We start from the raw sequence: 14,385 nt of genomic DNA on the forward strand, positions 1-14,385 counted from the left end.
GGTGGCGGCGGCCGTCGCGGTCGCGAACCTGAAGCTGCTGCGCGACGAAGGCATCGTCGAGCGCGTGAAGACCGACATCGGCCCGTATTTCCAGCGGCGGTTGCGCGACGCGCTGGGCGATCATCCGATCGTCGGCGAGATTGCGGGGGCGGGGCTGGTCGCCGGCGTTCAACTGGCGCGCGACGGGCACCGGCGCGAGCGCTTCGGCGCAGACGTCGATATCGGCACCATCTGCCGTGACTTCTGCTTCAACGGCAACCTGATCATGCGCGCGACCGGCGACCGGATGCTGTTGTCGCCGCCGCTCGTGATTCGTGAGGCGGAGGTCGACGAGATCGTCGACAAGGCGAAGCGCGCGTTCGACGCGACGGCGGAGCGGGTGGGGCAGGTACGGTAAGCCGGCGCTGCGTGCGGGCGCGGCGTCGACTGACGCGGCGCCCGCATCGCGCAGGGCACGCGCGCCGCCAAAACGAAAAGGGCCTGCGTCGTGAGACGCAGGCCCTTGAATTCTTTGGTGGGCGGTACTGGGATCGAACCAGTGACCCCTGCCGTGTGAAAGCTCGTGGGTGACCGAAGATCGGTACGCAAAATACAAAGAATCAATGACTTACGAATTCTACCGAGCACGTAAAGCTGCTGGATTGCCTCAGTTTTGCGTGCTCTTTCCGTACGGAATCCGTAGTCATGAGCAAGCAAATCTCTATCGTAAACACCGCCGCAAGGGCGCGTCTGGCCGTCCGTCGCGAGCCGTATTGGTGCGTTCTGCGCAAAGGTCTGGCCGTGGGATATAGGCGGCTTTCTGAGGGCGAGGGCACATGGATCGCTCGCCAGCGCGACGAGTCCACCGGTCGCCAGCAGTATCAATCGTTGGGACATGTCGAAACCTTCGAAGAGGCAGCAACCCGGTGGACAGCATGCTGGAAGCACTTCGCGAGATTTCGGAAGACACAAGTCAGCCCGGTGCGACACGTCTGAGGGCGATGAAAGACCTGCAACGGGTGATCGCTTTCGGGCCGGGTGGCGCGGCGGAAATCGACAAGCGCAAGGCGCACTGACCGGAGCGAGTCGCGCTGTCGCTGAGAGCGCACCTGCTAAAGTATGGGCTTCAAAGTACATGGCCGGCGTTGAGAGAGCAACGTCTTGCCGTACGAAGCCGATACGGAGAACAGGATTCATGGCTTCAGTGACTATTGATCTGGGTTCTGGGAAGCGCGCCACGCTGACCCGTTCTGCAGGTTCGATCGGCGCGAACTTGTCGGCCAGCCAACGCAGCGATGTTTCCGAATTGATGTTGCACTGGCCGAAGTACACTGGCCTTTCCGCGAACGCGCTGACATACCTGCGGCAACTTGGTCTAGATGCGTTCTCGGGCGTCCCGCTCGATGCGCTGAGAGCCGCCATAGAAGGAGGCCGCGTAACGGTCGAGATCGACCGACAGGCTATCGGTGGTGGCGGTGCGGCCGGTGGTCCACCCTCAACCCCGCCATTCCCTCGCGCCAATAGGCTCGCCAGTGTCCCGTCCGTGGCCTCTTTGCCGGCAGACAAGCCGCTGCCGAGTTGGGCGACGCCTAGCGATGTGTCTGCGGGCGACCTTATGAGCTATCTGGAAAGCGTTGTGGGCGCGGGCGGTGGTGCGGGTGGCGTGGCGGATTTAGCGGGAGGGGCGGGATTTGCTGATTCCTCTCCGCTCGGCGATGCGTCACCTTTCGACTTTTCGGCCGATGCCCTAGGTGACGCGGTTCAAGTTGCGGGTATTGACCGGGGCGATATGATGGCCTGCGACATCATCAATGCGGAATGCAAGGGATCGGTGTTGCGTGAGTTCCCCGGACAGTATCTGAACTCGACGCTCAAGGAGATTCAGGGCGATGCGAGCGATGGCGTCAAAGAAGCGCGCAAGGCGCTCAAGTAGCTCAACGATAACCGTTTCAAGAAATAGGCACCCGACATGACAACAAACACATTGTTCGATCTGCTCGACCAACTCGACTCTGCGAAGATTCACTACACCTTGAGCCGAAATCGACCGGATACGGTGTTGGTTTCGGTCACTGTGGTTGGGATGCGAGTAGAGGTGGACGTGTTCCGAGACGGGCACACCGAGGTCTGCGTATTTCGCGGCACGGAAGAGCCTACGGACGATGCCAATGCTCTACAGCAGATCATCGAGGCGAACCGGGATTGATTGCCGCCGCGACCCGGCTTATCGGCGCGATGCGTCGGTAGGTGCGGGAAGTGGTTAACCGGTCTAGAAGGACGGGTGAAACGAGGGGAGGTCTAGCTGCGGCCGGGCTGGCCTGAGAGACTCACGGTACAATTTCCGTATGGCTGTCCGTACATTTGACGTATGAGACAGCCGCATTGGCCGTAAGTCGTTGAATTCTTTGGTGGGCGGTACTGGGATCGAACCAGTGACCCCTGCCGTGTGAAGGCAGTGCTCTACCGCTGAGCTAACCGCCCAAAGAAGCTGAAATTATGTCAGAGCTTTTTGGGTTCGTAAAGTCCTTTCTGCAAATTTTTTTAAGATGGCCGCCGGCGCCCGTTCGCGAGCCGCGCGTTCAGCCCGCGAGCGCGGGCAGCGCGTCGATCGACGCGCGCACGTAGTCGGCGAAGCGCAGCGCGACCGGCTCGGCGGTGCCGCGGCGCTTCAGCTCCAGCGTGTGCGATTCGAGCGACGCATCCTTCAGCGGCCGGAACGCGAGCCGGTCGCTCTTGACCTGCTGCAGCACGCGCGGCACGAGCGCGATGCCCATCCCGAATTCGACCATCGATAGGATCGTCTGCCACAGCCGCGCCTCGTGCCGGATCAGCGGACTGAATCCCGCGTTCACGCACTGCGCGATGATCAGGTCGTGATAGTGCGGCGCCGCGTCGCGCGGAAACAGGATGAACGGTTCGGTGGCCAGCGCGGCGAGCGCGACCTGCCGGCGCCGCGCGAGCGGATGCGCGACCGGCAGGCAGCACACGAACGGCTCCGCATAGACGGGCGCCGATTCGACCTCGGGCGGGCAGTGGCCCCAGTGCGCATAGCCGAGATCGATCTGGCCGCGCTGGATCGCCTGCACCTGCGCGTGCGTGTTCATCTCGCTCAGCACGATCTCGACGCCCGGATAGTCGGCCTCGAAACGCCGCACCGCGTCGGGCAGCCCGCGATACAGCATCGAATGGACGAAGCCGATTCGCAGCCGGCCGGCGAGCCCCGACGCGGAGCGCACCGCCAGGCGCTCGGCCTCGGCCGCCTGCAGCAGCAGCCGGCGCGCCTCGCCGAGCAGCACCGCGCCCGCGTTGGTCAGCGCGACGGCCTTGTTGGTGCGGGAAAAAAGCTGCACGCCGAGCGCGTCCTCGAACTTGCGGATGTCGAAACTCAGCGCCGGCTGCGAGATGAACAGGCGCTTCGCCGCGCGCCCGAAATGCAGTTCCTCGGCGACTGCCACGAAGTAGCGCAACTGCCTCAGTTCCACGGTGTCTCCTCCCGGCGTCGGCATCGATAAGCGATATCTATCGTACCGGATAAATCGTGTATTGGACGCTTATCGACCGCGCGCCTACGCTCTGCAAAGGCCTTGCACCGGGCCGGCCCGGGCGCTGCGGCGTCGGTCGCGGCCGACGTGCAGGCAACCCAGGAGACGCACGCATGAACGACACCGCTCGCACGCCGGACACCGGCGCATCCAATATCCCCGACAGCCGGGGCATCAATTTCTTCACCGTCGACCCCGATCTCGGCGCGTTGCTGAAGCTGCATCTCGGCGATGCGCACTATGCGGAACTCGAGCCGCGGCTGCGCGCGCTCGGCGAGCGCGTATCGGGCGAACTCGACGAATGGGCGGCGCGCGCGGACAAGCATCCGCCCGTGCTCGAGCACCGCAACCGGCGCGGCGAGGCCGTGCAGCGGATCGACAAGGATCCGGCGTACGTCGCGCTCGAACGGGTCGCGTATGCGGAGCTCGGGCTCGCGTCGCTGAGTCACGGATCCGAAACCGTGCCGCCGCTCGTCAAGTACGCGCTGACGTTCCTGTTCGTGCAGGCGGAATTCGGGCTGTGCTGCCCGGTCAGCATGACCGATTCGCTGACGCGCACGCTGCGCCGCTTCGGCGACCCCGCGCTCGTCGCGCGCTACCTGCCGAGGCTCGCGTCGCGCGACTTCGACACGCTGTACCAGGGCGCGATGTTCATGACCGAGCAGGCGGCCGGCTCCGACGTCGGCCGTATCGCGACGCGCGCGACCTGCGAAACCGACGCGCACGGCGGCACCATCTGGCGCCTGACCGGCGACAAGTGGTTCTGCTCGAATGCCGACGCCGATCTCGCGATGGTGCTCGCGCGGCCCGACGGCGCACCGGACGGCATCAAGGGCCTCGCACTGTTCCTGCTGCCGAAGACGCTGCCGGACGGCACGCGCAACCGCTACCGGATCGTGCGCCTGAAGGACAAGCTCGGCAGCCGTTCGATGGCGAGCGGCGAGATCGCGCTCGAAGGCGCGCAGGCGTACCTGATCGGCGAGATCGGCCGCGGCTTTCACCAGATGGCCGACATGATCAACATGTCGCGACTGTCGAACGGCGTGCGCGCGGCCGGGTTGATGCGGCGCGCGCTGAACGAAGCGTTGCACGTCGCCGCACATCGCGAGGCGTTCGGCCGCAAGCTGATCGAGATGCCGCTGATGCGGCGCCAGCTGATGAAGATGCTGCTGCCAGCCGAGGCCGCGCGCGCGATGTTCATGCAGATCGCGCTGTTGCTGCCGCAGGCCGACGCGGGCGACGAGCAGGCTGCGCGCTGCGTGCGGATCCTGACGCCGTTGATCAAGTTCCGCGCGTGCCGCGACGCGCGCCGCGTGACGGGCGATGCGATGGAAGTACGCGGCGGCACCGGCTATATCGAGGAGTGGAGCGATGCACGGCTCGTGCGCGATGCGCACCTCGGTTCGATCTGGGAAGGCACGAGCAACATCGTCGCGCTCGACGTCGCGCGCGCCGCGCAGCGCGAACATGCGCTCGACGCGCTGCGCACGTTCCTCGGCGATCGTCTGGGCGCGGCGCCGCTGCCCGACGCGAGCCGCACGGCGTTGCGGCGCATTCTCGCGCGGGCGTGCGATGCGCTCGTGCGGGTCGGCGAGGAAGGCGACGATGCGCGCGTGCGGCAGGCCGCGTCCGCGCTGTATTACGCGAGCGCGGCCGTGCTGATGGCCTGCGAGGGCGCACGGCTCGCGCCGGATTTCAGGCGTCTCGCGCTGGCGCACCTGATCGTGCGGCACAAGCTGCTGCCGGTCGATCCGCTCGCGCCGGCTCCGCGCGACGACGAATCGGCCGCGTCCGACGCGCTGCTGCGCGGCCTGCCGGTCACGCTCGACACGGCGCTCGACCTGCTGCCGGAGGTCGAGCGATGAGCACGACGCGTGGCGCACTGGACGGCCTGAAGGTCGTCGACCTGAGCCGGGTGCTCGGCGGCCCGTACTGCACGCAGGCGCTCGCCGATCACGGCGCGACGGTGGTCAAGATCGAGCCGCCCGCCGGCGACGAGACGCGCGCCTGGGGCCCGCCGTTCCTCGGCGACACGGCCTGGTATTTCATGGGCGTGAACCGCAACAAGGAAGGGCTCGCGCTCGACCTGTCGCACGACGAAGGGCGGGCGATCCTGTGGCGCCTGCTCGAAGAGGCCGACGTGCTCGTCGAGAATTTCAAGCCGGGCACGCTCGCGCGCTGGGGCATGGACTACGCACGCGACCTGCAACCGCGCTTCCCGCGCCTGATCCACTGCGCGGTGACGGGCTTCGGCGACGACGGCCCGCTCGGCGGCCTGCCGGGCTACGACGCGGTGATCCAGGCGATGGCCGGGCTGATGAGCGTGAACGGCGAACGCGATGGCGGCGCGACGCGCATCGGTTTGCCGATCGTCGACATGGTCACGGGGCTCAACGCGCTCGCCGGCATCCTGCTGGCGCTCGCGGAGCGCGAGAAGAGCGGGCGCGGACAGTCGATCGACGTGGCGTTGTACGACTGCGGCGTGTCGCTGCTGCATCCGCATCTGCCGAATTTCTTCGGTTCGGGCCGTGTGCCGGAGCGCAGCGGCAACGCGCATCCGAACATCGCGCCGTACGACAGCTACCGCACGGCCACCGTGCCGATCTTCCTCGCGGTCGGCAACGACCGGCAGTTTGCGCGGCTCGTCGCGCATCTCGGCGCGCCGGCGCTCGCCAGCGATCCGCGCTTCGTCGACAACCGCAGCCGCTGCGCGCACCGGGCGCAGTTGAAGGTCGAGCTGGAAGTGCGGCTCGCCGTGCACGCGTGCGAGCCGCTCGCGCGCGACCTGATGGCGGCCGGCGTGCCGTGCGGGCCGGTGCGCACGGTGGCCGACGTCGCGCACGATCCGCATGCGCTGCACCGCAACCTGTTCGTCGAGATCGGCGCGTATCGCGGCACCGCGTCGCCGGTGAAGCTGTCGCGCACGCCGGCCACCTACCGGTCGGCGCCTCCCGCGCTCGGTCGCGATACGCGTGCGGTGCTCGACCGGCTCGGCGTCGATCGCGCACTTCAGCAGCAACTGCTCGATGCCGGTGTGCTGCGTGTCGCGCCCGGCCAGACGTGACGGACCGATGGGCGCCGCAGACGAACGTCGCCCGGAATCGACCGATCGCAACGTAGCGTAACCCCGCCGGCCGGCGAAGGCCGGCCATCCGGCAAGGTGCGCGACAGTCGCACCCCGATCACCGACATGGAGACATCGATGAGCCGTCCGCAATCCCCGCCCGCCGCGCAGCCGCGGCCAGGCCGCGCCGCCCTCGCGGCGTTCGTCGGCACCACGATCGAGTGGTACGACTTCTACATCTATGGCACCGCTGCGGCGCTCGTATTCGGCAAGGTGTTCTTTTCGAGCACGATGGATTCCGGCGTCGCGACGCTGCTCGCGTTCGTCACGTTCTGGGCCGGTTTCGCCGCGCGGCCGCTCGGCGGGATCGTGTTCGGCCATCTCGGCGATCGCGTCGGCCGCAAGACCGCGCTCGTGATCACACTGGTGATGATGGGGCTCGCGACGACCGGCATCGGCCTGCTGCCCGGCTATGCGTCGATCGGCGTATGGGCGCCGGCGGGCCTCGTCGTGCTGCGCGTGCTGCAGGGCATCGCGGTCGGCGGCGAGTGGGGCGGTGCGGTGCTGATCGCGAGCGAGAATGCGCCGAAGCATCGCAGCATCCTGTACGCGGCGTTCGCCCAGCAGGGCTCGCCCACCGGCAACCTGCTGGCCACGGCCGCGTTCTTCGCGCTGAGCGCGCTGCCGACGCCGTCGTTCCTGATGTGGGGCTGGCGCATTCCGTTCCTGCTGTCGGCCGTGCTCGTGATCATCGGCATGGTGATCCGGCTGAAGCTCGAGGAGTCGGTCGACATGCAGCGCGTGCTCGCGCGCAAGCGCACGGTGAGGCTGCCGCTGCGCGACGTCGTGCGCGACCACTGGGTCGTCGTGCTGCTCGCGGCCGGCACGCTGCCGGTGATCAACGTCACGTATTTCCGCAGCACGTTCGCGCTGTCGTGGGCGACGAAGACGCTCGGTTACGCGCAGGGCACGTTCCTCGGCATCCTGTCGATCTCGCTCGTCGTGCAATTCCTGATGCAGCCGGTCGGCGCGTGGTTCGTGTCGAAGGTCGACATGCGACGCGCGATGTGCTGGATCCTGATTCCGGAAATCGTGCTGATGCCCATGATGTTCCATGCGCTCGCGACGCGTTCGTACTGGGTCGCCGTCGCCGGCATGTGCATTTCGACGATTCCGTCGGCGATGTTCTACGGCGCGGTCGGCGGCGTGCTCGCGCGCGTGTTCCCGGCCAACATCCGCTATACGGGCCTGTCGCTCGCGTATCAGTTGAGCGCGCTGGTCGTCGGAGGCGGCACGCCGGTGCTCGCGCAGGCGATCCTGAACGCGACCGGCAGCATCGTCGGCGTCGCGATCGCGTCGGGGTTGTACGCGCTCGTGTCGCTTGCGTGCATGCTCGCGCTGCTCAATCGCACCGGGTATCGCGCGGACGAGCTGTCGACGGCCGAACGCAGCGATGCGGCGGAATGGGGCACGGAAGGCGCGGGCGCGGATCAGCCGGCCGGCGCGGGCGCGCCGCCGGACGATCGCGGCACGTTGAAACCGGCGGGATGAGGCGGGCACGCCGGCTCGCCCGGGCGCCGTCGCGCGCGCGTCGGCGGGGTTGCGTCGATTGGGCTGCCCCAAAAGCAAACGGCACCGTGCGATCACACGGTGCCGTTTGCACTATTCGCGCGACGACGTTAGCGCGCCGCCTGCGCGATTCGCGGCGCTCAGCCTTCCGTCGGCGGCACGTAGCCGGACGCCTGGTCCGCGCCCTCGCCGAAGAAGTACTTCTCCGTCTGCTTCATCAGGTACTGGCGCGCGCGCGGGTCGGCCATGTTCAGGCGGTTTTCGTTGATCAGCATCGTTTGCTGCTTGAGCCAGCCTTGCCACGCTTCCTTCGAGACGCTCTCGTAAATGCGCTTGCCGAGTTCGCCCGGCAGCGGCGGGAAATCGAGGCCTTCGGCTTCCTTGCCGAGCTTCGCGCATTGGATCATTCGAGCCATCGTGTACTTCTCCTGTAATCGGTGTCTGGGGGGAAGGGCAGTCGTGCCGGTGCTCAGAGCTGCTTCATCAGCACGAGCGACTTGCGCTGCCAGTTATAGAGTTTGCGACGGTCTTCCGGCAGGTCGTCGACGCTGACCTTGACGAAGCCGCGCTTGAGGAACCAGTGCTCGGTGCGCGTCGTGAGCACGAAGATGTGCGTGAGGCCGCGCGCGCGGGCGCGCTGCTCGATGCGCTTGAGCAGGCGTTCGCCGTCGCCCGAGCCCTGCGCTTCGGGTGCGACCGTCAGGCACGCCATTTCGCCGATCTTTTCCTGTTGGTACGGGTACAGCGCCGCGCAGCCGAACAGCACGCCGTCGTGCTCGATCACCGAGAAGTGGTCGATGTCGCGTTCGATCTGGTGGCGGCCGCGCCGCACCAGCGTGCCGTCCGACTCGAGCGGCTCGATCAGCGACAGGATGCCGCCGACGTCGTCCGGGGTCGCCTCGCGCAGGCTTTCGAGGTTCTCGTACGAGATCATCGTGCCGACGCCGTCGTGCAGGAACAGTTCGAGCAGCATGCTGCCGTCGAGCGACTGCGGGATCAGGTGGGCGCGGGTCACGCCGCCGCGGCATGCGCGGATCGAATGCTTCAGGAAGAACGCGTCGTCGCCCTGGATGTTGCCGGAATCGAGCAGTTCGGCGGCCGCGTCGAGCGACATTTCGCGCACCAGCTCGCCTTCGTCGTCGACGATGCCGGGCCCTTCGGTCAGGAAGATGATCTTGTCGGCGCGCAGCGCGATCGCGGCCGCCGACGCGACGTCCTCCATCGACAGGTTGAACGCCTCGCCGGTCGGCGAGAAGCCGAGCGGCGACAGCAGCACGAGCTTGCGGCTCGCGAGCGAATGACGGATCGATTCGGCGTCGATCTTGCGCACGATGCCCGTGTGCGCGAAATCGACCCCGTCGAGAATCCCCACCGGCCGCGCGGTCACGAAGTTGCCCGACACGACGCTGATGTGCGCGTGCGCCATCGGCGAGTTCGGCAGCCCCTGGCTGATCGCGGCCTCGATGTCGAGACGCACTTCGCCGGCCGCTTCCTTCGCGGATTCGAGCGCGCGCGCATCGGTGATGCGCAGGCCGTGCGAAAACTCGGATTCGACACCGTGCAGGCTCAACTGCTCCTCGACCTGCGGCCGCGAGCCGTGCACCAGCACGATCTGGATGCCCATCGCCTGCAAGAGCGCGATGTCGGACACGAGCGCATTCAGCAGCCCCTGCTGCACCACCTCGCCGCCGAACCCCACGACGAACGTGCTGTTGCGGAACTTGTGGATATAGGGCGCGACGGAGCGCATCCAGTCGACGAACTGCGCGTGGCTGGCGGCCGAATCGTCGGCGGCCGGCGGCGTCGCGGCGCCGGTCTGGGCGGGAGGGAGGTCGGTTTGGGAATTCATGGCCGGGATTATAATGCGCCCCCATGTCGAATGTTTCTAAAAGTCCCGCGCCGACGCGGGCCAATACGCCGTCGGCGAAGCACCCGGATGGTGCGGCCGACGCGCGCGAGCAGCCGGGCCAGCCGCCGCGCCAGCAGCAGGACAAGCCGGCGGGCACGCCGGCACACGCGCCGCGCGGGCCGCGCAATGACGAACGGCGCGGCGACGCGCGCCAGTCGGCCGCGAAGGGTGCGCCGCAGCCGACGGGCGAGCGGGCCCCGCGCCGCGAGCGTGCGCCGCGCGCCGCCGTCCCGCCGAATCCCGTTCCGCCGATCACGTACCCGGAAAGCCTGCCCGTGTCGGGCAAGCGCGACGAAATCGCGCGTGCGATCGCCGGTCATCAGGTCGTCATCGTCTGCGGCGAAACCGGCTCGGGCAAGACCACGCAATTGCCGAAGATCTGTCTCGATCTCGGCCGCGGCCTTGGCGCCGGCGGCACGGGCCTGATCGGCCATACGCAGCCGCGGCGCCTGGCCGCATCGTCGACCGGCCGCCGGATCGCCGAGGAACTCGGCACGCCGTTCGGCGAGGTGGTCGGCTACAAGGTGCGCTTCACCGACAATCTCGCGCCGGGCGCGTCCGTCAAGCTGATGACCGACGGCATCCTGCTCGCCGAGACGCAGACCGACCCGTTGCTGAAGGCGTACGACACGCTGATCATCGACGAGGCGCACGAGCGCAGCCTGAACATCGATTTCCTGCTCGGCTATCTGAAGGAAATCCTGCCGAGGCGGCCGGACCTGAAGCTGATCGTCACGTCCGCGACGATCGACGCCGATCGCTTCGCGCGCCATTTCGGCACCGACGCACGCCCGGCGCCCGTGATCGAGGTGAGCGGGCGGCTGTATCCGGTCGAGATGCGCTACCGCCCGGTGGCCGAGGATCGCCCGGCGGTGAAGAACGCCGAGGGTACGGGCGGCCGCGATCGCGTGAAGACCGCGCGCGAAGCCGAACGCGACCTGATGGACGCGATCGTCGACGCGGTCGACGAGCTGTGCCGCGAAGGCCCCGGCGACGTGCTGGTGTTCCTGCCCGGCGAGCGCGAGATCCGCGAGGCGGCCGAGGCGCTGCGCAAGCACCATCCGCCGCACACCGAGATTCTGCCGCTGTTCGCGCGGCTCTCGGCGGCCGACCAGGACAAGGTGTTCAAGGCGTCGAACGCGCGCCGGATCGTGCTTGCGACCAACGTGGCCGAAACCTCGCTGACGGTGCCGGGCATCCGCTACGTGGTCGACACCGGCCTCGCGCGCGTGAAGCGCTATTCGTACCGGAACAAGGTCGAGCAGTTGCAGGTCGAGTCGATCTCGCAGGCGGCCGCGAACCAGCGCGCGGGCCGCTGCGGCCGGGTGGCCGACGGCGTCTGCATCCGCTTGTACGAGGAAAGCGACTACCAGGCGCGTGCGCGCTTCACCGACCCGGAAATCCTGCGCTCGTCGCTCGCGTCGGTGATCCTGCGGATGAAGTCGCTGCACCTGAGCGCGATCGAATCGTTCCCGTTCCTCGAACCGCCGCCCGGCCGCGCGATCGCGGACGGTTACCAGTTGCTCAACGAGCTCGGCGCGGTCGACGACGACAACGCGCTGACGCCGCTCGGCCGCGAGCTCGCGCGGCTGCCGCTCGATCCGCGCGTCGGCCGGATGATTCTCGCCGCGCGCGACCAGCAGTCGTTGCGCGAGGTGCTGATCATCGCGAGCGCGCTGTCCGTGCAGGATCCGCGCGATCGTCCGATCGAAGCGCAGGAGCAGGCCGACCAGGCGCACCGCCGGTTCGCCGACGAGCGCTCCGAATTCCTGCAGTGGCTGAAGATCTGGGCGTGGTTCGAGGAGGCCGTCGCGCACAAGAAGTCGAATCGCCAGCTCGTCGACGCGTGCCGGCAGAACTTCCTGTCGCATCTGCGGCTGCGCGAGTGGCGCGACGTCCATTCGCAGTTGCTGACGGTCGTGCGCGAGCACGGCTGGCGGCTCAACGAAGTCGAGGCCACCTACGAGCAGATCCATCTGGCCCTGTTGACGGGGCTGCTCGGCAACCTCGGGATGAAGGCCGACGACGATCCGCATTACCTCGGCGCGCGCGGCATCAAGTTCTACCTGTGGCCGGGCTCCGCGCTCGCGAAGAAGGCCGGCCGCTGGGTGATGGCGGCCGAGCTCGTCGAGACGAGCCGGCTGTACGCGCGCTGCCTCGCGAAGATCGAGCCCGAATGGGTCGAGAAGATCGGCGCGCACCTGCTGAAGAAATCGCTGTCGGAACCGCACTGGGAAAAGCGGCCGGCGCAGGTCAGCGCGTTCGAGCGCGCGACGTTGTACGGGCTGCCGATCTACCATCGGCGGCGCGTCGCGTTCGGCAAGCAGGACCCGGCGCGCGCCCGCGAGCTGTTCATCCGCGGCGCGCTGGTCGAAGGCGAGTTCGACACGAAACTGCCGTTCTTCGCGCACAACCGCAAGCTGCTCGCCGACATCGAGCAGCTCGAGCACAAGTCGCGCCGGCAGGACGTGCTGGTCGACGACGAGCTGATCTACGCGTACTACGACCAGGCGATTCCGGAGGGCATCCACACGGGCGCCGCGTTCGAGCGCTGGTATCGCGACGAGGTGAAGAAGGGCGGCCAGGCGGAGGACAAGCAGCGGCTGCTGTACCTGTCGCGCGACGACCTGATGCGCCACGAGGCGGCGGGCGTGACGACCGACCTGTTCCCGAAGCGCGCAACGATGGCCGGCGTCGAGATGGCGTTCACGTACCACTTCGAACCCGGCACGCCGCGCGACGGCGTGACGCTCGCGGTGCCGCTCTTCGCGCTGAACCAGGTCGACGCGCGCCGCTGCGAGTGGCTCGTGCCGGGGATGCTGAAGGAAAAGGTGCAACTGCTGCTGAAGTCGCTGCCGCAGAAACTGCGCCGGCACTGCGTGCCGCTGCCCGAGTACGCGGCCGGCTTCGTCGAGCGGATGGGCCGCGAGCGCTTCGGTGCGGGCGGGCTCGTCGAGGCGCTGATCGCCGACGTGCGCGGCGAGACGCAGGTCGCGATGAAAACGGCCGACTTCAAGCTCGAGACGCTGCCCGCGCACCTGTTCATGAATTTCAAGGTGATCGACGAGCACGGCCGCCAGCTCGCGATGGGGCGCAATCTCGCGCAGCTTCGCCAGGAGTTGGGCGCGCAGGCGCAGCAGCAGTTCCAGAAGATCGCGGCGGCGTCGACGCTCGCGACCGGCGGCGACGCCGACGCCGCTCAGGCGCTCGGCCACGCGCCCGCGTCGGGTGTCGCGGCCGGGGTGCCTGCCCGCGGCGCGAAGGCCGGCAAGGGCGCGGCGCCGCAGACGGCCGCCGCGGCGGAAACCGGCGCGACGGCGCTGTACGAGAACCTGACGACGTGGAATTTCGGCAAGCTGCCCGAGCTGCTGGAAATTCGCCGGCGCGGCCAGACGCTGTACGGCTATCCGGCGCTCGTCGACCGTGGCACGCATTGCGACGTCGAGGTGTTCGATTCGCCGGAGGAGGCCGCGCGCATCCACCGGGCCGGCTTGCGGCGGCTCTTCGCGCTGCAGTTGAAGGAGCCGATCAAGTTCCTGGAAAAGAACCTGCCGGGCCTGCGCGAGATGGCGATGCAGTACATGTCGCTCGGCACGCAGGACGAGTTGCGCGACCAACTGATCGACACGGCGCTCGATCGCGCGTGCCTGCAGGACCCGCTGCCCGACGACGACGCGAGCTTCCACGCGCGCCGCGACGAGGGCCGCAGCCGCCTGAACCTGCTCGCGCAGGAAATCGCGCGGCTCGTCGGGCAGATCCTGGCCGAATACGCGGGCCTCGTGAAGAAGCTCGCGCAGGCGAAGCCGTTCGCGCAGGCCCATGCGGACCTGCAGCAGCAATTGGCCGCGCTGGTCGGCAAACGCTTCGTGATCGACACGCCTTACGCGCAGCTTGCGCATTTCCCGCGCTACCTGAAGGGCATCGCGCTGCGGATCGACAAGCTGAAGGCCGACCCGGCGCGCGACGCGAAGCAGTCGGCCGAGCTGCTGCCGCTCGCCCAGCAGTACCAGCGCGCGGTGTCGCAGCGCGGCGGCGTCGCCGATGCGCGGCTCGCGGAATTCCGCTGGCTGCTCGAGGAATTGCGGATTTCGCTGTTCGCGCAGGAACTGCGCACGCCGATGCCGGTCTCTGTCAAGCGTCTGCACAAGGTCTGGGAGTCGATGCAGCGCTAGCGCAACATCGGTTTGCCGGGCCGCCTCGGCGGCCGCCCGGGGCCCGCACCGCAGCCGCCTGCCGCGGCGGTTCGTCCGGCAGGCGGGCGTGCGTCGAAGTGGCGCAATACCGGCATGGGTCAACCGGAGGGGCCCGCCGAACGTTCTACA

General features: G+C 67.9%; 11 protein-coding genes and 1 tRNA gene. 8 read left to right on the plus strand and 4 right to left on the minus strand.

Annotation, left to right across the window (positions count from 1 at the left end):
• The 4 genes from WT24_RS14730 to WT24_RS14735 all read left to right on the plus strand — a co-directional run.
• On the plus strand, positions 1-397 hold a 397-nt coding region (locus WT24_RS14730; RefSeq protein ID WP_156441800.1), incomplete at its 5' end, for an aminotransferase class III-fold pyridoxal phosphate-dependent enzyme.
• Positions 398-914: 517 nt separating this feature from the next.
• Positions 915-1,055, plus strand: a complete 141-nt coding sequence (locus WT24_RS34365) for a hypothetical protein (protein ID WP_156441801.1) — start codon at positions 915-917, stop codon at positions 1,053-1,055.
• A 119-nt stretch (positions 1,056-1,174) separates the two neighbouring features.
• Positions 1,175-1,912, plus strand: a complete 738-nt coding sequence (locus WT24_RS32810) for a hypothetical protein (protein ID WP_179949351.1) — start codon at positions 1,175-1,177, stop codon at positions 1,910-1,912.
• 36 nt (positions 1,913-1,948) lie between these two features.
• Positions 1,949-2,185 (plus strand): hypothetical protein, encoded by a 237-nt coding sequence (locus WT24_RS14735; RefSeq protein ID WP_059505707.1) that lies wholly within the window; start codon positions 1,949-1,951, stop codon positions 2,183-2,185.
• 200 nt (positions 2,186-2,385) lie between these two features.
• On the opposite strand, the gene WT24_RS14740 is transcribed toward WT24_RS14735, so the two are convergent.
• Together WT24_RS14740 and WT24_RS14745 are read right to left on the minus strand one after the other, a co-directional pair.
• Positions 2,386-2,460: transfer RNA gene (locus tag WT24_RS14740), tRNA-Val, on the minus strand.
• A 98-nt stretch (positions 2,461-2,558) separates the two neighbouring features.
• Positions 2,559-3,461, minus strand: coding sequence for a LysR family transcriptional regulator (locus tag WT24_RS14745; RefSeq protein WP_060034411.1), 903 nt, complete (start codon positions 3,459-3,461; stop codon positions 2,559-2,561).
• A gap of 173 nt (positions 3,462-3,634) precedes the next feature.
• On the opposite strand from WT24_RS14745, the gene WT24_RS14750 reads away from it, so the two are divergent.
• The 3 genes from WT24_RS14750 (at position 3,635) to WT24_RS14760 (ending at position 8,136) form a co-directional block, all read left to right on the plus strand.
• Positions 3,635-5,386 (plus strand): acyl-CoA dehydrogenase family protein, encoded by a 1,752-nt coding sequence (locus WT24_RS14750; protein ID WP_060034414.1) that lies wholly within the window; start codon positions 3,635-3,637, stop codon positions 5,384-5,386.
• Positions 5,383-6,585 carry a CaiB/BaiF CoA-transferase family protein gene (locus WT24_RS14755; RefSeq protein ID WP_059789065.1) on the plus strand — a complete coding sequence of 401 codons (1,203 nt, stop codon included), beginning with the start codon at positions 5,383-5,385 and terminating at the stop codon, positions 6,583-6,585. The genes WT24_RS14750 and WT24_RS14755 overlap by 4 nt, the downstream gene beginning before the upstream one ends.
• Before the next feature lie 138 nt (positions 6,586-6,723).
• Positions 6,724-8,136, plus strand: a complete 1,413-nt coding sequence (locus tag WT24_RS14760; RefSeq protein ID WP_060034445.1) for an MFS transporter — start codon at positions 6,724-6,726, stop codon at positions 8,134-8,136.
• A gap of 158 nt (positions 8,137-8,294) precedes the next feature.
• On the opposite strand, the gene WT24_RS14765 is transcribed toward WT24_RS14760, so the two are convergent.
• Positions 8,295-8,570 carry an oxidative damage protection protein gene (locus tag WT24_RS14765; protein WP_009692666.1) on the minus strand — a complete coding sequence of 92 codons (276 nt, stop codon included), beginning with the start codon at positions 8,568-8,570 and terminating at the stop codon, positions 8,295-8,297.
• Between the two features lie 53 nt (positions 8,571-8,623).
• The gene (argA, locus tag WT24_RS14770) at positions 8,624-10,003 is read right to left on the minus strand and encodes an amino-acid N-acetyltransferase (protein ID WP_006485509.1); all 1,380 of its coding nucleotides are present in this window, start codon (positions 10,001-10,003) and stop codon (positions 8,624-8,626) included.
• Positions 10,004-10,026: 23 nt separating this feature from the next.
• On the opposite strand from argA, the gene hrpA reads away from it, so the two are divergent.
• Positions 10,027-14,235, plus strand: coding sequence for an ATP-dependent RNA helicase HrpA (gene hrpA, locus WT24_RS14775; protein ID WP_059789067.1), 4,209 nt, complete (start codon positions 10,027-10,029; stop codon positions 14,233-14,235).
• The last annotated feature ends 150 nt before the right edge of the window (positions 14,236-14,385 follow it).

The organism is Burkholderia sp. MSMB1078WGS, assembly GCF_001528895.1.
GTDB lineage: Bacteria > Pseudomonadota > Gammaproteobacteria > Burkholderiales > Burkholderiaceae > Burkholderia.

Coding starts and splice junctions, on each gene's coding strand:
- WT24_RS14735 (WP_059505707.1), top strand. CDS start 1,949: ATGACAACAAACACATTGTTCGATCTGCTCGACCAACTCGACTCTGCG.
- WT24_RS14765 (WP_009692666.1), bottom strand. CDS start 8,570: ATGGCTCGAATGATCCAATGCGCGAAGCTCGGCAAGGAAGCCGAAGGC.
- WT24_RS14760 (WP_060034445.1), top strand. CDS start 6,724: ATGAGCCGTCCGCAATCCCCGCCCGCCGCGCAGCCGCGGCCAGGCCGC.
- WT24_RS34365 (WP_156441801.1), top strand. CDS start 915: ATGCTGGAAGCACTTCGCGAGATTTCGGAAGACACAAGTCAGCCCGGT.
- WT24_RS14755 (WP_059789065.1), top strand. CDS start 5,383: ATGAGCACGACGCGTGGCGCACTGGACGGCCTGAAGGTCGTCGACCTG.
- WT24_RS14750 (WP_060034414.1), top strand. CDS start 3,635: ATGAACGACACCGCTCGCACGCCGGACACCGGCGCATCCAATATCCCC.
- hrpA (WP_059789067.1), top strand. CDS start 10,027: ATGTCGAATGTTTCTAAAAGTCCCGCGCCGACGCGGGCCAATACGCCG.
- WT24_RS32810 (WP_179949351.1), top strand. CDS start 1,175: ATGGCTTCAGTGACTATTGATCTGGGTTCTGGGAAGCGCGCCACGCTG.
- argA (WP_006485509.1), bottom strand. CDS start 10,003: ATGAATTCCCAAACCGACCTCCCTCCCGCCCAGACCGGCGCCGCGACG.